The organism is Streptomyces bathyalis (assembly GCF_015910445.1).
Lineage (GTDB): Bacteria > Actinomycetota > Actinomycetes > Streptomycetales > Streptomycetaceae > Streptomyces > Streptomyces bathyalis.
Map to the genome: position 1 here is coordinate 895,828 of NZ_CP048882.1, position 22,396 is coordinate 918,223.

Here is a 22,396-nt window from a genome sequence, read left to right on the forward strand (position 1 = left end):
TGGAGGTGCTGGCCGGCAATCTGCCAGCACTGGTCTCCTGCACAGCAGGAGGGACGCCGTGCAGGAGATCGTGAAGATTTATCACGGCCATGGGACCGGCTCCCGCGGCGAAGTGTGGCGGGCGTCACAGGGAGAACCGCCCATAGTCGGCGTGCCGCCCCAATTGGCTCGCTCCTGACACCCGGATCGTTACCTCGATTTGAGGATTGATTAAGGAATCCCCCGTTGACTTGAGCTGGAATTGAGGAAGCGATTGAGCTCGGCTTGAGGGTCCGTCAGGTGTCCTCGTCAGAAATTTGAGGATCACTTGAGGAAAGCCGCTCCACGGGCGGTGCTCGCGGCACCCGTGGAAGAAAAGGCCGACGCCGCAGCCGTCGCCCGGAACCCGGGGGAGGCGGGCCCGGCCCCGGCGTCGTCCGTGGTCCCGTCCGGGACTGTCGCCGCCCGGCTGACCAGCGGGCTCGCTGTGCGAGACTACGCCGCATGGCGCGTGTGTCTTCGGATCCCGGGTGGCTGGGGAGCGCCCCTGATCTGACTGCTCCGTCCACGCTTCCCGCGCACACCCGTATCGAGCGGTGGCTGATGGGCGTCATCGAGCGGCGCGATCTCGTACCCGGCGACAAGCTGCCCGTCGAGGAGCGGTTCGCCGCGAGTCTCGGGGTGAGCCGGATGACTCTCCGGCAGGCGCTCGCGAGCCTGGAGAAGGCCGGGACCGTCGTACGGAAGAGGGGACGCGGCGTCGGCGGGACCTTCGTCTCCGAGGCAAGGATCGAGTGCGATCTTACGGGGCTGGCCGGGTTCACCGAGCAGATGCAACGGGCCGACGTCCGGGCGGGCGCCCGGCTCGTCAGCGCGGCGACGATAGCAGCCGACCGGGCAGCCTCCGACGCGCTGTCCCTCCCGCCCGGTGCCGCGGTGCACGAAGTCGTGCGGGTGCGGACGGCCAATCGCCGGCCGCTTGCGCTGGAGCGTGCGTACTTCCCCGCAGAAGTGTTCCCGGACCTGCTGGAGCAGGGCCTGACCGGGTCGATCTACCGGCTGATCTCGCGCCGCTACGGGCAGAGGCCCCAGGTGGCGTCCGAGAGCCTGGAGCCGGTGATCCCGACCGAGGAGGAGGCCCGGCTGCTGCGCGTGGAGGCCACCACGCCGCTGATGCTGATCGAACGCACCGCGTACAGCGGCAGCGGGCTGGCACTGGAGTACGCGCGGGATCTGTTCAGGTCCGACCGGGTGCGCATCTCCTTCCGCACGGGAATCGGCCAGGCCGACGGCGCGAAGGGGACCGCCTCCAACAGCTAGCCGTGGCGGCGGACTCCTCTGTCAGGGCTGCTGTCCCGAACGGCCGGGCGGGCCGGACTCCACGGGCGCTCACGGAAGTCGGCGGCTCCTCTCCCCCGCTGCTCATCGGCCGCCGTTCGCCCGCGACCAGCGGGTTTCCCTCCCGACGACCGGGCTTCACCATCCGGATGGCCTCCGCGCATTCACGACCCGAGGCGGATTGCGTCTAGACCTTTTATGAGTCCGGGCCCGGTGGTAGCGTCCGCCGTCTATCGGTCCGCGCCCGCCTCTCGGCCGGGCGCCGCAGCCAGCATCGCCATCTCGATCCCCAACGGCCCGCCTTCCGCGATCTACACCACGGGATGTTCATGGCACTGCCCGATCGGAGCCGAGTGGTCGTCATCGGTGGCGGCGTCGTCGGCTGCAGCATCGCTTACCACCTCGCGGGGCGCGGGTGGAGCGACGTCCTGCTGGTCGAGCGCAAGAACCTCACCCACGGCAGCACATGGCATGCCGCCGGACTCGTGGGCCAGTTGAGAGGGTCCAGCAACCTCACGCGGCTGATGCGCAAGAGCGTGGAGACGTACCGGACCCTGGAGGAGTCCACGGGTTGTGCCACCGGATGGCGCGGCGTCGGCTCCGTACGCGTCGCCGCCTGCGCGGACCGGTGGGAGGAGCTGAAGCGGCTGGCGACCGCGGGCAAGAGCTTCGGCTTCGACGTCCACCTGGCCTCGCCCTCGGAGGCGAAGGAACTGTTCCCGCTGCTGGAGACCGACGGCCTGTACGGGGCTACGTGGGTGCCCGGCGACGGCTACGTCGACCCGAGCCAGCTGACCCAGGCCTTCGCCACGGGAGCCCGCGCCGCCGGTGTGCGCATCGTCCAGAACTGCCGCGTGGAGGCCGTCGAACGCCGGGGCCGCAGGGTGACGGCTGTGGTCACCGAGCAGGGCCGCGTCGAGTGCGACGTCGTCGTGAACGCAACCGGGATGTGGGGCACGGAGACGGCGCGGCTCGCGGGAGTGGACGTCGCCGCGGGAATGGTGGAGCACCAGTACGTGGTGACGGAGAAGACGCCCGAGGTGCCACCGGACCTGCCGACGTTCCGCGACCCCGACGCCCGCATCTATCTCAAGCCGGAGACCGGAGCCCTGCTCGTCGGTGGCTGGGAGGACGGAACCCGCGTGCCGTGGCGCACCATCCCGCGGGACCTGGGGCCCGAGCTGTTCACACCGGACATGGACCGCTTCGCGCCGCTCGCGGAGGGCGCCACCACCAGAGTGCCGGCGTTCGGCGACCTGGGGATTCAGACGTGGGTCAACGGGCCGATCCCCTTCTCGCCCGACGCGGAACCCTTGATGGGCGTCACCGAGGGCCTGGACAACCTCTTCCACTGCTGCGGATTCTCAGCGGGCGTCGCGGCGGCGGGCGGTGCCGGTGACGCGATGGCGAACTGGATCGTCGACGGCGATCCGGGCATGGATCTGTGGCCCTTCGACGTCCGCCGCTTCGGAGCGTCGCACAACGTGCCCGCCTATCTGGAGCAGCGCGTGGTGGGCGCGTACGAGAACTACTACCGACTGCACTACCCCAACAGCGAGTTGGCGGCCCCGCGCGGTCAGCGGCGCAGCCCCCTGCACGACGTGCTGCTCTCGCGCGGCGCGGTCTTCGGCACCAAGTACGGCTGGGAGCGGGCGAATTGGTTCGCGCCGCCCGGTGTGGACCCGGTCGAGGAGCCGACATTCGGACGCAGCAACGCCTGGCCGCACATCGGGGAGGAGCACCGCGCGGTGCGCGAGGGCGTGGGAGTGGTCGACCGGACGTCGCTCGCCAAGGTCGAGATCTCGGGGCCCGGCGCACTCGCCCTGATGCAGAGGACCGCCGGCGCGGACCTCGACGTCGCGCCGGGTCGCGTCGTGCACACCCAACTGCTCAACGTGCGGGGCGGCATCGAGGCGGACGTGACGGTCACCCGCCTCGCGGAGGAGCTGTTCCTCCTCGTCACGGGGAGCGCGTCCGGACGCCACGACCTTACGTTCCTGCTCCAGAACGCGCCCGACGACGGTTCGGTGACCGTACGGGACGTCACCTCCGCCTGGGGCGTGCTCGAGGTGTGCGGGCCGCGGGCGGGCGATGTCGTGCGGCAGTTGAGCCGATGCGACTTCGGCGACCACGCGTTCGGGTTCATGACCGCCCGGGAGGCCGATCTGGGTTTCGCACCGGTGCGGGCTCTGCGGGTGACGTGCGTCGGCGAGGCCGGCTGGCAATTCCACATCCCCACCGAGTACATGCGGGGCGTGTACGACCAACTCCTGGCCGCCGGCGCGGAGTCCGGGATCCGGGACGTGGGCTGGAGGGCGGTCGACTCGCTGCGTCTGGAGAAGCAGATCCCGCTCTGGCCGGCCGACATCGGCAGCGACCACAGCCCGTACCAGGCGGGGCTCGGCTCCGGGGTCCGTCCGGACAAGCCGGGATTGCTGGCCGGGCCGGCGCTGCGCAAGCTGCGGGACGAGCGCCCGGCGAAGAGGCTGTGCTGGTTCTCCACCGACGCGGACGTGGTGATGCACGGCGGTGAACTGGTGACGCGGGCCGGCACGGATCTGGCCGCGGGTGTGAGGAGTGCGGGCTACGGCTGGACGGTGGGCAGAACCATCTTCAGCGCCTATGTGCCCGAGGAGTCCGCTCACGGCTCGGCCTTCCAAGTGGAGGTCGCGGGGCGCAGGTTCGACGCGACGCGCCACGACGCACCCCTCCACGACCCCGACGGGAAGAACTTCCGTACCTGAGAATCCGATCAGCACGAGGACACGAGGAGCGACCGCGAATGGACAAGCAGGACGCCGGCATCGTGGAAGACCTCTCCCGGACCGGGACGGAGCCGCTGAAGGATCTGCTGGAGCGGATTCCCTCTCTCGCAGGCCGGTCATGTGAGGTCTCGGAGCTCTCCGGCGGGCTGACGAACCGCAACTACCGGGTCGTCGCGGGCGGAACCGACTGCGTCGTACGGGTCTTCGGCAACGAACCCGAGTTGCCGATCGACCGTGACCACGAGCACCTCAATTCGACTGCCGCGGCGTCCACCGGTGTCGGCGCACCCGTCCTCGACTACATCCCGGACCACGGAATGCTGGTCGTCGGCTACATCGACGGCGTGACCATGTCCGACGAACTGATCAAGAAGCCCGGCAACCTCCGCCGTGTGGCGGAGTCCTGCCGCCGACTGCACCAAGGGCCGCGGTTCGTGAGCGAGTTCGACATGGCCGACGTGCAGGACCGGTACCTGGCGACGGTGCGGGAGCGTGGCTTCCGGCTGCCGGACCGCTATCTGGAGAACATGGAGGCCGTCCACCGGGTGCGTGACGTCCTGGCCGCGACCCCGGTCGAGACGGTGCCGTGCAACAACGACCTGCTCGCCGAGAACTTCATCGACGACGGCGAACAGATCTGGATCATCGACTACGAGTACGCGGGCAACAACGACCCCTGCTTCGAACTGGGCAACATCTGGAGCGAATGCCACCTGTCCGTCGAGGAGTTGGAGGAGCTGATCACCGCGTACTTCGGCCGCCCCAGCCCCGGCAAGGTCGCACGCGCCCAGCTCCAGGGACTGATGTCGAAGTACGGCTGGACGCTGTGGGCGTCGATCCAGCAGGCGACGAGCAGCATCGACTTCGACTTCTGGACATGGGGGATGGAGAAGTACGACACGGCCGTCGGGATCCTCTCCAGCGGCTCCCGCTTCGAGCGTCTGCTGGAAGACGCCCGGATCGCCGACTGACCACCGCGGCCGGGCGCCGCCTCTGGAAGACCACGGGATCCTTGCCCGGCCCACGGCCACCTCCGAAAGGTCTGCCATGCGCAAGAGCGACGCAACAACAGACAGCCGATCAGACACGGTGGACTCCGACGACCTCGCGACGCTCGGCTACCGCCAGCGACTGCACCGCGGCCTCGGCGGCTTCTCCTCCTTCGCCGCGGGATTCAGCTACATCTCGATCCTCACCGGCATGTTCCAGCTCTTCGGCCTGGGTTACGGGTTCGGCGGACCGCTGATCTTCTGGGCCTGGCTGCTGGTGTTCGCGGGGCAGTTCTGTGTGGCCCTGGTCTTCGCCGAACTCAGCGCGCGGTTCCCGATCGCGGGCTCCGTCTACCAGTGGTCGAAGAGGATCTCCGGCCGGGGCGGCGCCTGGATGGCGGGGTGGACCATGCTCGTCGGCTCGCTCGTCAGCGTTGCCGCGGTGACCATGGCGATGCAGGTCGTGCTGCCTCAACTGTGGTCGGGATTCGACGTGTTCGAGAACGACACGCACAACGCCGTGTTCCTCGGCACCGTCTGCATCGCGCTGACCACGCTGATCAACGCGCTCGGCGTGAAGGTCATGACCAAGGTCAACAACATCGGCGTGGCCGCCGAGTTGCTCGGCGTCGCGGTGGTTCTGGTGCTGCTGGCGGTGCACGCCGTGCGGGGGCCGCAGGTCGTCGCCACGACGCAGGGCGCCGGGCCGGGCACCCCCGGCTGGGAGGTCCTGGGCTACGGCGCTCCGCTGCTGATGGCCGCCATCATGCCCGCCTGGGTCATGTTCGGCTTCGACACGGCGGGTTCACTCGCCGAGGAGACCCGCAACCCCCGCAAGCGCACGCCCGTGGCCCTGCTCCAGGCGCTCGGCGCCGCGGGAATCGCCGGCGCGCTGCTGCTCCTGTTCGCGCTCATGGCGACCCGCACGCTCGACCTCGAGAAGCTCGGTACGGCCGGTCTGCCGTACATCCTCCAGACGGTGCTGGGCTCCACGATGGGCAAGATCATTCTGCTGGACGTCGCGATCGCCGTGTTCATCTGCACCCTCGCCATCCAGACGGCCACGATCCGGATCGCTTTCTCCATGGCGCGCGACAACAAGCTGCCCTTCGGGGAGAAGCTCTCCCACGTCACCGACACCAGGCAGTCCCCGGTGGCCCCGGCGATCGTCTCGGGCCTGGTGGCAGCGGCGATCCTCATCGTCAACGTCGGCAACCCCCACATCTTCACGATCGTCACCTCCGTCGCCATCGCGATCGTCTACGCCGCCTATCTGCTGGTGACCGTGCCGGTGCTCAGGCGCAGGCTCGGCGGCTGGCCGCACGACCGGGGCGGCACGGGCCTGTTCACGATGGGACGCGCTGCCGGAATGATCGTGAACGGACTGGCCGTGGCCTACGGCCTGTTCATGACCGTCGATCTGCTGTGGCCACGCCAGGACGTGTACGGCGAGGGCGGCTACGCCTGGGGCGGAGTCGTCAGCTTCGTGGGGGTCGCGGTGCTCGGCGGCGCGTACTACCTGCTCGTGCAGAGGCACAAGTCCGACCAGGTCGCCGGCGAACATCTCCTTGTGACGGATGACGCCGGCTCCGGCAAAACCGGTGGAACCGGTGATCTGGAGACCCAGCATGCGGACGGATGACCCCGCCTCCGCCCCCGCGGAATCCGGTGTGAGCGACGGCGACCACGGCAACCTCGACGAGGGGACCCTGCAATGAGCCCGGCAATGCCCGACCGCGCACGCGTGGTCATCATCGGCGGCGGCGTCATCGGCACAAGCGTGGCCTACCACCTCACCGAGCTGGGCTGGACGGACGTCGTCCTGCTCGAACAGGGGCAGCTCTCCTCCGGCACGACGTGGCACGCGGCGGGCCTGGTCGGCCAGTTGCGCGCCTCGCAGAGCGGCACCCGCCTCGTCCAGTACTCCACGCAGCTGTACGAGCGGCTGGAGGCGGAGACCGGCCTGGCCACCGGATACAAGCGCTGCGGCGGGGTGACCGTCGCCCGCACCGAGGACCGCATGACACAGCTCAGGCGGACGGCAGCCACCGCCGAGGCCTACGACCTCGACTGCGAACTGATCGGTCCGGCCCGCGCCAAGGAGCTGTATCCCGTCCTGGAGACCGAGGACCTGCTCGGCGCGATCTGGCTGCCGGGCGACGGCACCGCGAATCCCACCGACCTCACCGCCTCCCTGGCCAAGGGCGCCCGCATGCGCGGCGCACAGGTCGTCGAGCGGACCAGGGTCACGGGGATCTCCACGCGCGGCGGCACCGTCACCGGAGTGACCACGGACAAGGGCGACATCGAGGCGGAGTTCGTGGTCAACTGCGCCGGCCAGTGGGCCAAGGCCGTGGGCGAACTGGCCGGTGTGACCGTGCCGCTGCACTCGGCCGAACACTTCTACGTCGTCACCGACCGGATCGACGGCGTGCACCCCGCTCTGCCGATCCTGCGTGACCCGGACGGCTACACCTACTTCAAGGAGGAGGTGGGAGGGCTTGTCGTCGGCGGCTTCGAACCGGAGGCCAAGCCATGGGTGGCGCCCGACGAACTGCCGTACCCCTTCGAGTTCCAGCTCCTGGAGGAGGACTGGGACCACTTCTCCGTCCTGATGGAGAGCGCCCTGCTGCGCATCCCCGCGCTGAGCGAGACCGGCATCAAGAAGTTCTACAACGGTCCTGAGAGCTTCACCCCGGACAACCAGTTCATCCTCGGCGAGGCGCCCGAGCTGCGGAATTTCTACGTGGGGGCGGGCTTCAACTCCGTCGGCATCGCCTCCGCTGGCGGCGCCGGACGCGCCCTTGCCGAATGGATCACCGAGGGCTCCCCCACCTGTGACGTCGCCGGCGTCGACATCCGCAGGTTCGGGCGCTTCAACGGCAACAACCAGTGGCTGCGCGCCCGCGTCGGCGAGATCCTCGGGCTGCACTACGAAGTGCCGTGGCCCAACCGCGAAGTCGGCACCGCCCGTCCCTTCCGCCGCTCGCCCGTCCACCATCTGCTGGAGAACGCGGGCGCCGTCTTCGGTTCGAAGATGGGCTGGGAGCGCGCCAACGTCTTCGCTCCCGCCGGCACCGAACCGGCCCTTGAGTACTCGTGGGGCAAGCAGAACTGGCAGCCGTGGGCGGACGCCGAGCACCGGGCCGCCCGGGAGCGCGTCGCCCTGTTCGACCAGACGTCGTTCGGCAAGCTGCTCATCAAGGGCCGCGACGCGGAAGCCCTGTTGCAGTGGCTGTGCACGGCGGATGTCGCCGTGCCGCCGGGCAACACCGTCTACACCGGGGTCCTCAACGACCGCGGCGGATACGAGGCGGACGTGACAGTCACCCGCCTCGCCCATGACGAGTTCCTGTGGGTCACCAGCTCCGGGGCCGTGCTGCGGGACCTCGACCATGTGCGCAAGCAGACCGGCGAGGACGCCCATGTCACGGCTGTCGACGTCACTTCGGCGTACGCCGTCTTCGGGGTGATGGGGCCCCACGCCCGCGATCTGCTGCAGGGGCTCTCCCGCAGCGACCTCTCGCACGAGGCGTTCCCCTTCGCCACCAGCAGGGAGATCGACCTCGGCCACTACACGGTGCGCGCCACCCGCATCACCTACGTCGGTGAACTCGGCTGGGAGTTGTACGTGCCAGTCGAGTTCGCCGTCGGCGTCTACGAGCTCCTGACCTCCGCAGGCGAGCAGTTCGGTCTCGCCGAGGCCGGGTACTACGCGATCAATTCACTGCGGCTCGAGAAGGGTTACCGGGCCATCGGCAGTGATCTGACCGCTGACCACAACCCGCTCGAGGCGGGACTGCTCTTCGCCTGCAAGCTCAAGAAGGACATCCCGTTCCGGGGACGCGAGGCCCTGGAGAAGGCCAGGGCCGCCGGCGCGCGGCGGAAGCTGGTGTCGTTCGTGCTCGACGACGCCGAACCGATGATGTGGGGAGGCGAGTTGGTGATGCGCGACGGCGTCGCGGTCGGCCAGGTCACCTCCGCCGCGTGGGGGGCCACCCTGGGCGCGTGCGTCGGCCTGGCGTACATCTGGCGCCGCGACGGCGAGCCCGTCACCAGGGACCATCTGACGTCCGGCACGTACGAGATCGACATCGGTGGCCGGCTGCACGGTGCGGCTCTGCACCTGCGCGCACCGTTCGACCCCGGTTTCAGCCGCGTCAAGCAGTGAGGGGCGCGCGGCCGGCGGCGCACGGGCGGGCCGGGCCGGGCCGACTCCAGCGGGCTTCCGCTGCCCCTCGTCACTGGTCCTTGCGTGCCTGCGAGGTGAAGTTCATCAGCCACGACACCGTACGGCTGATGTCGCTGGAGGTGAGGATCCCGACGACCCTTCCGCCCTCCGCCACCAGGACGCGGTTGTGCGCGCCGGGCTCGATGCGCGGCACGAGGTCGGCCAGCGAGTCCTGCGGTGCCACGACGGAGACGTCCGTGAGCGGCACCATCACCTCGTCGACCTTCACCTCCTCGGCGCTGTCCCACGGCACCTTCCTGGCCGCGTCCAGCGTCAGCAGTCCAGCAGGGGTCCCGTCCTCGTGGACGACGGGGAACGCGGAGTGCCTGTACCGGTAGGACGGGCCGGAGAGGAAGTCGGCCACGGAGAGTCCGGACGGCGCGGTGACCGGATCGGACGTCATGGCGTCCCGTACCGGCACCCCGGACAGCACGCCCCGCAGCTGCGCCTGCCGCCCCTCGGCGGTCGCGGCCGCGATGAGGAACCATCCGACGACCGACAGCCACAGCCCGCCGAACGAGCCGCTGCCCAGGAAGAGGACGACCCCCAGCAGCACGAGCAGCCAGCCGAAGACGCGTCCCGCCGCGGTGGCCCCGGCGGTCGCCTTCAGCCGGTCGCCCGTACGCCACCACAGGAAGGCGCGGAGCAGCCGTCCGCCGTCGAGGGGAGCGGCGGGAACGGCGTTGAAGACGGCGAGCAGCACGTTGATGGCTCCGAGCCAGGCCACCGACTCCACGACGAGCCCGGGAACCGGGCCCAGGCTGAGCAGCCAGGCCAGCAGCACGAAGAGTCCGCCCAGCAGCAGGCTGACGAGGGGGCCGATCCCGGCGATCCTCAGCTCCGCGGCGGGGTTGGACGCCTCCGACTTCAGCCGGGCCGCGCCTCCGAGGAGCCACAGGACGATGTCGTCGACCCCGACACCGTTGCGGCGGGCCACGACGGCGTGAGCGAGTTCGTGGGCGAGGAGGGACGCGAAGAAGACGATCGCCGCGAGGAACCCGGCGACCCAGATCGCGGCCACGGGACTGTTCGGATAGGCCACCGCGAACCGGCCCTGGGCCAGGCCGAAGGCGATGAGTCCGAAGATGAGCAGCACGCTCCAGTGGACACCGATCCGGACACCGGCGATCCGTCCCAGTACGAAGGTCGCCCGCACGTCGTTCTCCCCTGCTCGAAGCGTCTCCGAACAGTCAGTCGTCCCACGGATCCGGGCGCCTGAACCGCCGATGGGCCGTCGGTGTGCCGTGCCGGGCGGGAGTGCGTCCCCGGGGGGCTCGCGCCGGGGCGCCTCCTGGCACCTCGCCGTCCTGGCCGGCTCGCCGGTGGGCATCCGCACCACAGCCACCGCCTCCGGGATGTGGCGGTGCTCCATCGTCAGCGTGCCCGGGCGGCGCCGACGATGGGTGCGGCCGGCAGGTGCGGGCGGCGATGCAGCTGATGGGGACGCCCCGTACGGTCGCTGCCGGAGACCGCGGGGCGCCGGGTCCGGGCCCGGGTCCGGCTGACGGCCTCCGCCAGCCCAGGACGAGGGGAGAACGCATGGCAGCGATCACTTACGAAGAGCTCCAAGTCCCCGTATCAGGGGGCCACCTGACCGTGCTGCACTGGCCCGCGACCGTACGGCCGCAAGGGGACGGACCTGCGCCCACGGTCCTCGCCCTGCACGGGATCACCTCGAACGCCATGTCGTGGGCGGGGGTGGCCCACCACCTCGGCGGCCGCGTCACACTCGTCGCCCCGGACCTGCGCGGCCGCGCCGGGAGCAGCGACCTGCCCGGTCCGTACGGGATCGCGGTGCACGCCGACGACGCGGTGGCGCTGTCCCGTGCGCTGGGCCTGGGGGACGTCATCCTCGCGGGTCACTCCATGGGCGCGTTCGTCGCCGCGGTCGCCGCGGTGCGGCATCCCGGGCACTTCCGGTCGCTGCTCCTCGTCGACGGCGGAGTCGGCTTCCCCGTCCCGGAGGGCCTGACGTCCGACGAACTCGTCACCGCTGTGATCGGACCCGCGATGGACCGGCTGAAGACGACGTTCCCCGACCGCGACGCCTATCGCGCCTTCTGGCGCGGGCATCCGGCGTTCGCCTCCTCCTGGGAGCCGTGGACGGAGGCACACATCCAGCGAGACCTGGTGGGCACGGAGCCCCAGTTGCGCTCCTCGTGCCGGATCGACGCGGTGCGCACCGACGGCGCGGACGCGCTGGGCGAGGAGACCACGGCCGCGGTGCACCGCCTCGCCGTCCCCGCCGAACTGCTCTGGGCCGAACGCGGCCTCCTCGACGAACCGCAGGCCCTCTACGACGACGAGCGGCTGAAGGCCGCCGGAATCGGCGACACGAAGATCCGCACCCGCATGGTTCCCGGCACCAACCACTACACCCTGCTGCTCGGCGACGACGGCGCCAGGACGGTCGCCGGCAGCCTCCTCGCGGCGACCGGAGCGGCGGACCCGGACGGCTCGTAGGCGGAGCAGGTCACACGGGGTCACACGCAGAACGGGCGGGATCAATTCCGCAGTGCGTGACAATACGGTGCACACAGGATCCGCGAACCGGAGGTTGCGCCATGTCCGAGCGGACGGGACCGTTCTGGGACGCCGTCGCGGGGCGTGCTCCGATGCCCCGCGCCGCCGCCACGCTGGGTCTCGAGTTCGTGGACGCCGATCCCGAAGAGGGCACGATCGAGCTGGCGTTCAACGCGACGGAGGCGTTCACCAACCCCATGGGCAACGTCCTGGGCGCGTTCCTCGCCGCCATGCTCTACGACACCGTGGGCCCCGCGCTGCTCGCCACCGTCCGGCCCGACCAGTTCCAGTCCACGCTGGAGCTCAAGGTGACCTTTCTGCGTCCGGTCCGGCCCGGCCGGCTCGTCGGGAAGGGCCGCGTGCTGCGGCGGGACGGGGATCTGGCGTTTCTTGAGGCGTCTCTCCTCGACGGCGAGGACCTGACGGTGGCAACGGCGTCCGCCACGGCCCGCGTCATCAGCCTCGAGGACGCGGCGACGGCCGTGTGAGAGCGGGCATGCGGGCCTCAGGGCAGTGAGTTCCCAGCACCGTTCGCGGCACCGTTCACGCCCGGCAGTCCGGGCGCACGGGCGATCTCCTCCTCGGCGCTTTCGATGATCGCCAGGATGGCCGCGGCCGCATCGGAAGGCCGGCAGCCCTGGACGGCCTCGGCCAGCGCTCGATGGGAAGGCAGTGAGGCCTCGACGGCGCCCGGTTTCTGCGAACTCACGGCGAAGCTGTGCTCCAGCGCGACTTCGAGAGCGCGGCCCAGCGAGCCGAGCAACCTGTTGCCGCTGGCGTCCAGCAGCGCTCGGTGGAAGGCCATGTCGGCCTCGACGAACTCGCCGAGCCCGGGGCGCGCGGCGGCGGTCTCCATCGCCTCCAGCGCTTCGAACATGGCCCGTATATGGCCGGGTCCGGCACGTCCCGCCGCGAGCCGTGCGGCCTCGGGTTCGACGGCGCGGCGCAGTTCACCGGTGTCACGCAGCAACTGCCAGGGCTCACAGGTCTGTTGCCACTGCAGCAGGTCGCGGTCCAGATGATCCCAGTGGCTGCGGGGCAGTACGTGCGTGCCGGTGCGTGGCCGGGTCCGCAGCATCCCCTTCGCGGCGAGGACCTTCACCGCCTCGCGCAGCGCGCCACGGCTGACACCGAGGTCGGCGGCGAGCGTGTCCTCGACGGGCAGTGGCCGGTCCGGGGCGAGCAGGCCCTTCACGATGCGACGGCCGAGCTCGTCGACGACTCGCAGGTGCTTGGTCCGGTGCTGCTCCACGATCTTTGTCCACCCCCTGGACGCCTCCATCGAATCATCCGATGATTGCCGCCACATTACGCGCCGCCCCCCGACCGGCCCGAGAGAGGCGTTCCCCATGACGCACACGGACGACCGAAGCGGCACCGGCAGCTCTGCCGACAGCCACTTCTCGCTGAGCACACGCAACCTGCCACCGCCCGAGGTACGGGAGATGCCGCCGCCGCCCAGCAAGACGTGGCGGATCATCGGGCCCGGCATCGTCGGCGCAGGGGTGGGCCTGGCCTCCGGCGAGTTCATCCTCTGGCCGTACATCGCCTCGCAGGCCGGACTGGTCTTCCTGTGGGGAGCGGTCGTCGGCGTCGTCACCCAGTTCTTCCTGAACATGGAGATCGAGCGCTACACGCTCGCCACGGGCGAGACCGCCATGACCGGCTTCAACCGGTACTGGCGGCACTGGGGCGCGGTGATGGCGCTGCTGACGTACGCGGCGAACCTCTGGCCCGGCTGGGTCACCAGCTCCGCCACGATGGCCTCCTACGTGTTCGGAGGTAACCCCGCGTACATCGCGATCGCGCTGCTGCTGTGCATCGGGGCGATCCTCACGCTCGCCCCCGTCGTCTACACGGCGCTGGAGGGCCTGCTGTTCGTGAAGGTCGCGGTGATCGGCGGGTTCTTCACCCTCGCTGTGATCTTCGCCGTGAAGGCGTCCAGCTGGGCGGATCTGCCGCAGGGCGTGACCCACACCGGCCAGTTCCCGAGCGACCTGGGCGTCGCCGTGCTGATGGGTGCGCTGGCCTACGCCGGCGCGGGCGGCGGACAGAACCTGTGCCAGAGCAACTGGATACGCGACAAAGGCTTCGGCATGGGCCACTACGTGCCGCGACTGGTCAGCCCCCTGACCGCCAAGAAGGACGAGGACGCCGCGGCCACCACCGGCTACGTCTTCGTCACCAACGAGGAGAACATGGCGCGGTGGAAGCGCTGGTGGCGGTTCGCGAACACCGAGCAGGCCATGACTTTCGTCCTGGTCACCATCGTGACCATCGTGCTCTCCTCGCTGCTCGCGCACTCCACGCTCTTCGGCACCGAAGGCCTGGCCAACGACATCAGCTTCCTGGAGAAGGAGGGCGAGGCCCTCAAGTCGCAGGTCGGCGAGTGGTTCGGCACCCTGTTCTGGCTGATCGGCTCGTTCGCGCTGTTCACCGCGGCGGCGGGCATCGTCGACTACACGAGCAGGCTCGCCTCGGACGTGCTCAAGTCGACGTACATGCGCAGGTCCCGGCTCTCCGAGAGCCGGCTGTACTTCTTCCTGGTGTGGGCGATCGTCCTCGTCGGCATCTTCGTCCTGCTGACGGTGACCGACCAGCCGCTGGTGCTGCTGGTGATCTCCGCCTGCGTGGCCGGGATGATGATGTTCGTCTACGCGGGCCTGCTGCTCTACATGAACCGCAAGGCGATGCCGGCACCGCTCAAGGTGCGCGGTGTCCGGGTCGCGGCCCTGATCTGGGCGATCGTGCTGTTCGGTGTGCTGACCGTCCTGACGGTGCGGCAGCAGATCCTGGACATCTTCGGCTGACGCGGGGGCCCTCGGGCGGCCGGCTGCGGAGCCGGCCGCCCGGGGTCGGCCGCCTGAAGCCGGCGGCGCGGGCCGGGGGGGGGAGCGCGCGAACGGGCAACGGTCAGGGGGCACGTGTCCCGTGTCCCGTGTCCCGAGACGGACCTCGCGACCGACGTCAGCGCCCCCACAACGCGTACGACAACGCGCGCCTCCGCGGGTCGGGACAAAGCATGATCCCAAAGTTCACCGGACCCCCCTGAGCCCACCTCACCGGTGCCTTAAGGTGACCCGCATGTCAGACGCCGCCTCGTTCCCCGCCGACGCCGATGTGGCCGGGATCGGGGCGCGGATGCTGCAGCTGCGCGCCCAACGGGGGCTGACACAGACGGAGTTGGCGGGCGAGCGGTTCACCCGGGCGTACGTGTCGTCGATCGAGGGCGGCAAGCGCACCCCGTCGCCGGCCGCGGCGACATATTTCGCCGTCCGGCTCGGCACCGACCTCGAAGACCTCTGCTTCGGCTATCCCCCCGGCCGGCGCCGCGAGTTGCAGGCCGAGGCCGCCGAGGCGCGCATCGTCCTGTCCGGCGGAGACACGGAACGGGCGTCCGCCGTGTACGAGGCGCTGTCCGCCGAGGCGGAGGAGCACCAGGACCGGACCCTGAGGGCGCTCGCCCGTTACGGACTCGGCCTCGTGGCCCGGCACCAGGGCGATCCCGCCGCGGGCCGCATGCTGTTCGAGGAGGCGGACGCGCTGCTGCGCGAGCGGGATCTCGCCGAGCGGCTCCCGGCGCTGATGGGCCGGATGTGGGCCCTGTTCGCCGGCGGATCCATCGACGATGCTCTGACCCTCGTCGAGGAACATCTGCGCGAGGCGGTCCGGACGTCCCAGTCGACGGTGGAGTTCGCGCTGCTCGCGGCATGCGGCCTGCCGCATGTGGAGCGCGGGGACCTGGGCCGGGCCGGGGCCGTCGCCGACGCGGCGCTGACGCGGGCTCCGGATGTGAGCGCGCCCGACGTACTCGCCCAGGGCTACTACCACATCAACCGGGTTCTGGTGGCGCAGGGCAGATACGACGAGGCGGAGCAGACGATCGTGCGGGCAACGGCCCTGTACGAACATCTGCGGCTGCGCACCGAAGTGGGCATGTGCCGGTTCGCCCACGGCTTCCTGACCGCGCGCCGTGGGCGGCTCTCCGAGGCCGAAGCGCAGTTACGTGAGGCCCGGGGCATCCTGAGTGAAACCGGCGCCGTTCAGCGCCGGATCAACGCCACAGCCGAACTGGCCGACGTCGTACGCAAGTTGGGTCGGCCCGAGGAGGCTGCCGACCTCGTCGGCGAATGCCGGTCCGTTCTGGCCCCCAGCCGCCAGGACCCGGAGCAGGCCGCCGAACTGGACCGCATCGAGGCACGGATCGCCGTCGACCGGGGTGACGCCGCTGCCGCCGAGGCCCTCTTCCGCTCCGCCATCGAGCGCTACCTGCAGGTCGGCGCCACGCTGGAGGCCATCGGAACGTGCCGTCTTCTCGGTGACCAGCTGCTGCGCAGGGGGCGCTCCGAAGAGGCCGCGGAGGTCTACCGGCAAGGACTGGCCGCGCTGGAAGGCGTGTGACGGAGCGCGAGGCCCGCTGTCACACGGCACGGCCCACCGGCCTCTCCTCGTCGAACCGCTCAAATCCCTTGCCCCACAAGGCTCTTGACGCGGTCTGCGGCGCCCAGCACACTTCTCAGCAGCAGGGTAACAGCTTCCATAACTCCTGTTGACAACTCCGGCGCGCCCCCCACCAGCCCGTCTGCTCGAACCCACCACGGAGCAGCGGAGCCCAGCTCGACGGCGCACCGGACTCAACTCGGCGGGAAGCAGCCCCAGTTGCCCCGTGTACCACCTGACCAGTCGCACATCTGCGTGCCGTACCGCGCCCTGCCCCGGGCGGGGCACGCAGCAGTCCGGTCCGTACGTCCGAGATCCGGTCCAGGAAGGTCTGGTGCACTACATGCGATCTGTGACCCGTCGTCTGAGCGCTCTCGTTCCAGCAGTTCTGCTGCTGACAGGCATGCAACTGGCCGGCTCGCCGGCCCACGGCGCAACACCCCCCTCCGCCGACGTCCGGCCGGCCGCCACCGGGACAGGGATCCCGGGCAGCTGGATCGTCACCCTCAAGGACGGCACCCGGTCGACGAAGTCTGTCGCGGGTGAACTCACCAGGCGCAGCGACGGCCGCGTCTCCCACGTCTACAAAGAGGTCCTGAACGGCTTCTCCGCGAAGATGACCAAGGCTCAGGCCCACAAGCTGGCCGCCGACCCCCGCGTCGCCCTCGTGGAACAGGACTCGAAGGTCACGGCCAGCGACACCCAGCCCGACGCCACCTGGGGAATCGACCGCATCGACCAGCGGGACCTGCCCCTGAGCGGCACGTACACGTACAACACCACGGCGTCCAACGTGCACGTCTACGTCATCGACACCGGACTGCGCACCTCGCACAGCGAGTTCGGCGGCAGGGCGTCCATCGGTACGGACACCGTCGGCGACGGCCAGAACGGGAACGACTGCAACGGGCACGGCACTCACGTCGCGGGCACCACTGCCGGGTCCACCTACGGCGTGGCCAAGGCCGCCTCGATCGTCGGCGTCCGGGTTCTCGACTGCGGTGGTTCCGGCAGCACCGCCGGCGTGATCGCGGGGGTCGACTGGGTCACCGCCAACGCCGTCAAGCCGGCCGTCGCCAACATGAGCCTCGGCGGCGGCGCCAGCGACACCCTCGACGCGGCCGTGCGCAACTCCGTCTCCTCCGGCGTGAGTTACGCCCTTGCCGCCGGCAACGGGGACTTCCTCGGGAATCCCGTGGATGCCTGCACCGTCAGCCCCGCCCGGGTGACCGAGGCGATCACCGTCGGCGCCACCGACAACACCGACACGCGCGCGTCCTTCTCCAACTACGGAACATGCGTGGACGTGTTCGCCCCCGGCGTGGACGTCACGTCGTCCTGGAACACCGACGACAGCGCCACGAACACCATCAGCGGCACCTCGATGGCCTCGCCCCACACGGCAGGCGTCGCCGCTCTCTACCTGGCCGACCACCCCGACGCCTCGCCCACCGAGGTCCGGGACGCTCTGGTGAACAACGCCACGAACGACAAGGTCCAGGACCCGATGGCCGGTTCTCCGAACAAGCTCCTCCACAGCCTGTTCTGATCCGCCGGGCCGGTGCGAGGAACGTCCCCCTCCTGGCACCGGCCCGCACCCCCGGCCCGGTGGGCGCAGCCACGACTGTGCCCACCGGGCCGGGACAGCGCACGACTCGCAACGCCGGACCCGTAGTGCGCGGAACCCGTCAGCGCACTACGGGCGCCCCCCTGCTCCCGATCCCAGGAGTTGCCATGCGACTTCGTACACAGCGAAAACGAACCTCCCCCTGCCTTCGGCGGGCGGTACCCCCAACCTTCGCGGCCCTGCTGGCGCTGGTCCTCGCGGCACCGCTCACCGCCAGCACCAACGCCACCGCCGCTTCCCCGGCCCGGGCGTCCACGGCGACCGTCGACGAGGACATCAGGCAGTACGAGATCCACGGGCCGTCCTCGGTCGCCGACCGGACCGCGATCGCCACCACCGGGGTCTCGGTGGACGAGGTCCATGACCACTCCGTGGTGGTCAGCGCCGACTCGTCGCAGGCCGGCAAGCTGCGGAAACTCGGACACACGCTGAAGAAGCTGAGCGCGCCACCCGCCCGCACCGGCGGAGAGGCCCGCAAGCCCGGCGACTTTCCGCCCTCCGACTCCGGCTACCACAACTACGCCGAGGCGATGGACGAGATCGACCAGCGCATCGCGCAGAACCCGTCGATCATGAGCAAGCAGGTCATCGGGAAGTCCCACGAGGGCCGCGATCTCATCGCCGTCAAGGTCAGCGACAACGTCGCCACGGACGAGGACGAGCCCGAGATCCTCTTCACCCACCACCAGCACGCCCGCGAGCACCTCACCGTCGAGATGGCGCTCTACCTGCTGCGCGAGTTCGGCGAGGACTACGCGACGGACTCCCGGATAGCGGACGCCGTCAACGGCCGTGAGATCTGGATCATCCCCGACCTCAATCCGGACGGCGGCGAGTACGACATCGATTCCGGCTCCTACCGCAGTTGGCGCAAGAACCGGCAGCCCAACTCCGGCTCCAGCTCCGTGGGTACGGACCTGAACCGCAACTGGGACTACAAGTTCGGCTGCTGCGGCGGCTCTTCGGGCAGTCCGAGCTCCGAGACCTACCGGGGCGCGGCCCCCGAGTCCGCACCGGAGGTGAAGGTCGTCGCCGACTTCGCGCGCTCGCGGGTGGTCGGAGGCGAGCAGCAGCTCAAGGCGGCCATCGACTTCCACACCTACAGCGAACTGGTGCTCTGGCCCTACGGATACACCACCGACGACACCGCCGAGGGGCTCACCCAGGACGACCACGACGCCTTCGCGGCAGTCGGCGAGAAGATGGGCGCCAGCAACGGCTACACCGCCGAGCAGTCCAGCGACCTCTACATCACCGACGGGTCGATCGACGACTGGCTGTGGGGCAACCAGAAGATCTTCGCCTACACCTTCGAGATGTATCCGACGAACATCCTCGAAGGCGGCTTCTACCCGCCCGACGAGGTCATCGAGCGCGAGACCGACCGCAACCGCGACGCGGTGCTCCAGTTGATCGAGAACGCCGACTGCATGTACCGCTCCATCGGCAAGGAGGAGCAGTACTGCAGCGGTAGCTGACTCCCGGCCCGGCCGGTGACTTCAGTCGCGCTCCGGCCGGGCGGCGGTGCTGGGCACGCACTTCGCGTGCCCAGCACCGCATTTCACGTTCCCGGCGCCGCCGTCCCGCACCGGACGCCGAACCGGCCGAACCGTTCGTCACCGCCCTGCCGTCGTCACCGCCCGGCCGTCGTCACCGCCCGGCGGCCGTCAACGCCTTGCGGTCGATGCCCAGTTCGCGGGCCAGGGCGTCGTCCGCCCACCGCAGCATGGCCGCGCGTGAGAGCGACGTGTACGAAGTCGTGTGCACCGCAAGACCGTCGAGGAGCGCCGTCAGCCGCCAGGCCGTGGATGCGGGGTCCTCGCAGTGGAACTCGCCTGCTCTCACCCCTTCGGCGATCACCTCGGTCAGGGCCGCCTTCCACTGCTGATCGAGGTCACGTGCGACCTCCCGCAGCGACGGCTCGCGAAGTGACGCGGCCCAGCCCTCGATCCACAGCCGCCACCCCTTGGCCTGGCCCGTCGGCGCGTACCAGCGCAGGGCGGCGCGGAGCCTGCGCAGGGCGGTGGTGCGACGGCCGAGGAGTTTCCGCAGATGGGCCAGATCGCTCTCGGCGGCGTGCGCGTAGGCGGCGGCGACGAGCTTCTCCTTCGTGGAGAAGTGGTAGAGCACAAGGGCGTTGCTCACGCCAAGGCTCGATGCGACGTCGGCGATGCGGACGGCCGACACGCCTCGGGCCTCGATCTGTTCCACCGCGGCACGCAGCAGTTCCTCGCGGCGCTGCTCGACGCTCAGTCGCACCCTGGTCACGGCGTCACCTTACGCCGCCGGCGGCAGCCGGCGGCCGGAACGGCTCTCCGGCTCCCCGCCGCCACCTGCACCTTTGCCCACCTCGGCAACGGCTCGAGCGCCGGGCTCATGGCCTGAGTTCGACGACGGCGTGTGCGTCGAGCGCGATCGCGCCGTCCGGGTGCACAAGCAGCGGATTGACCTCCAGCTCCGACAGCTCGGCGTGCTCGACCGCGGCTCTCGCCAGAGAGCACAGTGCACCGGCCGCCATGTCCAGCCGCACCGGCGGTGCGCCGCGCCATCCGGTGAGGAGCGGCGTGTGGCGCAGCGACAGCAGCATCTCGTGGGCCCGCTCGGGGGTGAGCGGTGCCGTGGCGAGCACCGTGTCGGCGAGCAGTTCCGCGGCCACTCCCCCGATGCCGACCATGGCGACGGGGCCGAATGCCGGGTCCCGCCGTACACCGGCGATGAGTTCCACCGCGTGCCGGGGCGTCGCCATCGCCTCGACCGCGTACCGGGGGGCGCCGGTGGCCTCCCGCATCCGTGCGAATGCCGTGAGCAGCGCCCGTTCTCCCTCGATGCCGAGGGCGATGCCGCCGGCGTCGGTCCTGTGCGGCAGCCCCATCGCCTTGAGGACCACGGGGTAACCGACGCGGTGCGCGGCTTCCACCCCCTCCTCAACGGAGGTGACGAACTCGGCCGCCGGCGTGGCGAGTCCGTACGAGGCGATCAGCTTGCGCACCGTCTCGTAGCCGCCGTCGCTCAGCGGCGCCTGAGCCGGGGTCCGGGCCCGGACCGTCGGCTCACACCGTGGCTGCGGCCGGGCCGCGCGCAACTTCGCGGCGCCGGCCAGTGCGCGGGCGGCCTGCTCGATCCGCTCGTACACGGGGATTCCCCGGCGTCTGAGAACGTCGATCGCGGCCGTGTCGCGGGCCATGGTGTGCACGACGAGTGTCCGGCCCGAGGAGGCGGCGGCGTCGGCGAGTTCACCGGCGGTCTCGCACTCGCGAGCCGTCTGCGCGGGGTCGGCGGTCGCATAGTCGCCGAAGTATCCGGTGAGGACGACGGCATCGACGTCGCCACCGTGCAGTAACACCCCGGCGATCCTTGAGTAGTTGCCGAGGTCCCGCTCGCCCGCACCGGCCAGGTCGACGGGGTTGCCGCAGCCGGCTCCGTGCGGCAGATGCGCCGCGACAGCGGACGCCGTGGCCTCGGGGAGTGCGGGTACGTCCAGCCCGTGAGCCGCGAACGTGTCCGCGGCGAGGGCGCCTTGACCTCCGCTGTCTCCGACGACGGCCACCCGGGCGGGGCCCGGGTCCGGCTCCGGCGACCGGACGCGGATCCCGTCGCGCGTACCGGCCTCCCCGCCGGCACGGGCAGCCAGTAGGCACACGGCCGTGTCCACAAGCTCCCCCGCCGTGTCGAGCAGAAGCGCACCCGACTCCCCGCACACCGCCTCCACGGTGGCGCGGGCACTGACGAGGGCCCCGGTGTGCGATGCCGCGGCACGCTCCGAGGCGTCGCTCCGGCCAACTGTCAGCAGCAGTACGGGCTTTCCGGCCGCGTGCGCGGCGGCCATCGTGCGGGCCAGCCTGCGTCCGTCGCGGAAGTCCTCCACGTAGGCGGCGAGTGCCCGCGTCTCCTCGTGTGCGATGAGGGAGTCCAATGCGTCCGCCGCGTCGATGTCACGCTGGTTGCCCAGTGAGACGAAGCGCGAGAAGCCCTGTCCCGCCCTTGCCAGCAGCCGTCCGATCTCCAGTGCCAGATTGCCGCTCTGGGAGACGAGCCCCACCGTCCCGGCGGGGAAGTCTCCCCAGCTGAGCCGGAGTTCGCTGGTGGTGTCGAGTACGCCCATGCAGTTGGGGCCGAGCAGCCGGGCGCCCTGCCGGGTCACGAGGTCTGCCAGCTCTCTCTCCTCCTGGCGGTTGCCCGCGCCGGAGCTGATGACGGTGAAGCAGCGCGCGCCGCCCGCGAGACCGGCGGTGACAATCGGACGGACCTCCTGCGAAGGCACCGCCACCACCACGTGCTCCGGCATGCGCGGAAGGGCGTCGAGCGCCGGCAGGAAGGGCGTGCCGAGCAGCTCGCCCCCGCGCCGGTTGACCAGATGGACCGTACGCCGGTGCGCTCCGGCCAGCGCTCCCTTCGCCAGCCAGTAACCCCACTTGGCGGGGTTCTGCGACGCTCCGACCACGGCGACGGACCGTGGATCGAAGAGAGCGTCGAGCCCCGTTGCCGACCCCCCGGGCGGAGGGTC

The 22,396-nt window shown here is 70.4% G+C and carries 15 protein-coding genes; 11 read left to right on the forward strand and 4 right to left on the reverse strand.

The window, feature by feature from the left end; translation table 11 throughout:
• Positions 1-483: 483 nt before the first annotated feature.
• The 5 genes from G4Z16_RS04045 (at position 484) to G4Z16_RS04065 (ending at position 9,242) form a co-directional block, all read left to right on the forward strand.
• On the forward strand, positions 484-1,299 hold the full coding sequence (locus tag G4Z16_RS04045) for a GntR family transcriptional regulator (protein ID WP_197349215.1): 816 nt from the start codon (positions 484-486) through the stop codon (positions 1,297-1,299).
• A 347-nt stretch (positions 1,300-1,646) separates the two neighbouring features.
• Positions 1,647-4,061 carry a GcvT family protein gene (locus G4Z16_RS04050; protein ID WP_197349216.1) on the forward strand — a complete coding sequence of 805 codons (2,415 nt, stop codon included), beginning with the start codon at positions 1,647-1,649 and terminating at the stop codon, positions 4,059-4,061.
• A 38-nt stretch (positions 4,062-4,099) separates the two neighbouring features.
• A complete protein-coding gene (locus tag G4Z16_RS04055) occupies positions 4,100-5,053 on the forward strand; it encodes a choline/ethanolamine kinase family protein (protein WP_197349217.1) in 954 nt (317 codons plus the stop codon).
• Between the two features lie 118 nt (positions 5,054-5,171).
• Positions 5,172-6,713 (forward strand): APC family permease, encoded by a 1,542-nt coding sequence (locus G4Z16_RS04060; RefSeq protein WP_197349218.1) that lies wholly within the window; start codon positions 5,172-5,174, stop codon positions 6,711-6,713.
• Between the two features lie 84 nt (positions 6,714-6,797).
• Complete coding sequence (locus G4Z16_RS04065) at positions 6,798-9,242, forward strand: GcvT family protein (protein ID WP_197349219.1); 2,445 nt, start codon at positions 6,798-6,800, stop codon at positions 9,240-9,242.
• Between the two features lie 70 nt (positions 9,243-9,312).
• Here the strand turns inward: G4Z16_RS04065 and G4Z16_RS04070 are convergent, their stop codons facing one another.
• The gene (locus G4Z16_RS04070; protein WP_197349220.1) at positions 9,313-10,458 is read right to left on the reverse strand and encodes a site-2 protease family protein; all 1,146 of its coding nucleotides are present in this window, start codon (positions 10,456-10,458) and stop codon (positions 9,313-9,315) included.
• Positions 10,459-10,841: 383 nt separating this feature from the next.
• Between G4Z16_RS04070 and G4Z16_RS04075 the strand changes: the two genes are divergently transcribed.
• Positions 10,842-11,765, forward strand: a complete 924-nt coding sequence (locus tag G4Z16_RS04075) for an alpha/beta hydrolase (protein ID WP_197349221.1) — start codon at positions 10,842-10,844, stop codon at positions 11,763-11,765.
• Between the two features lie 101 nt (positions 11,766-11,866).
• A complete protein-coding gene (locus G4Z16_RS04080) occupies positions 11,867-12,313 on the forward strand; it encodes a PaaI family thioesterase (protein WP_197349222.1) in 447 nt (148 codons plus the stop codon).
• 17 nt (positions 12,314-12,330) lie between these two features.
• Here G4Z16_RS04080 and G4Z16_RS04085 read toward each other — a convergent pair whose 3' ends face one another.
• Positions 12,331-13,107 carry a FadR/GntR family transcriptional regulator gene (locus G4Z16_RS04085; protein WP_197349223.1) on the reverse strand — a complete coding sequence of 259 codons (777 nt, stop codon included), beginning with the start codon at positions 13,105-13,107 and terminating at the stop codon, positions 12,331-12,333.
• Between the two features lie 67 nt (positions 13,108-13,174).
• On the opposite strand from G4Z16_RS04085, the gene G4Z16_RS04090 reads away from it, so the two are divergent.
• From G4Z16_RS04090 to G4Z16_RS04105, 4 genes are all read left to right on the forward strand, one after another.
• On the forward strand, positions 13,175-14,635 hold the full coding sequence (locus G4Z16_RS04090; RefSeq protein WP_197349224.1) for an Nramp family divalent metal transporter: 1,461 nt from the start codon (positions 13,175-13,177) through the stop codon (positions 14,633-14,635).
• 274 nt (positions 14,636-14,909) lie between these two features.
• Positions 14,910-16,226: a tetratricopeptide repeat protein gene (locus G4Z16_RS04095; protein WP_197349225.1), complete on the forward strand. Its 1,317-nt coding sequence runs from the start codon at positions 14,910-14,912 to the stop codon at positions 16,224-16,226.
• A 373-nt stretch (positions 16,227-16,599) separates the two neighbouring features.
• Complete coding sequence (locus G4Z16_RS04100) at positions 16,600-17,814, forward strand: S8 family peptidase (protein WP_425508047.1); 1,215 nt, start codon at positions 16,600-16,602, stop codon at positions 17,812-17,814.
• A gap of 185 nt (positions 17,815-17,999) precedes the next feature.
• On the forward strand, positions 18,000-19,370 hold the full coding sequence (locus G4Z16_RS04105; protein WP_197349227.1) for a M14 family metallopeptidase: 1,371 nt from the start codon (positions 18,000-18,002) through the stop codon (positions 19,368-19,370).
• Positions 19,371-19,542: 172 nt separating this feature from the next.
• On the opposite strand, the gene G4Z16_RS04110 is transcribed toward G4Z16_RS04105, so the two are convergent.
• Both G4Z16_RS04110 and G4Z16_RS04115 read right to left on the reverse strand, forming a co-directional pair.
• Positions 19,543-20,160 (reverse strand): TetR/AcrR family transcriptional regulator, encoded by a 618-nt coding sequence (locus tag G4Z16_RS04110; protein WP_197349228.1) that lies wholly within the window; start codon positions 20,158-20,160, stop codon positions 19,543-19,545.
• 106 nt (positions 20,161-20,266) lie between these two features.
• On the reverse strand, positions 20,267-22,333 hold the full coding sequence (locus G4Z16_RS04115) for an acetate--CoA ligase family protein (protein WP_246530670.1): 2,067 nt from the start codon (positions 22,331-22,333) through the stop codon (positions 20,267-20,269).
• Positions 22,334-22,396: the final 63 nt, after the last annotated feature.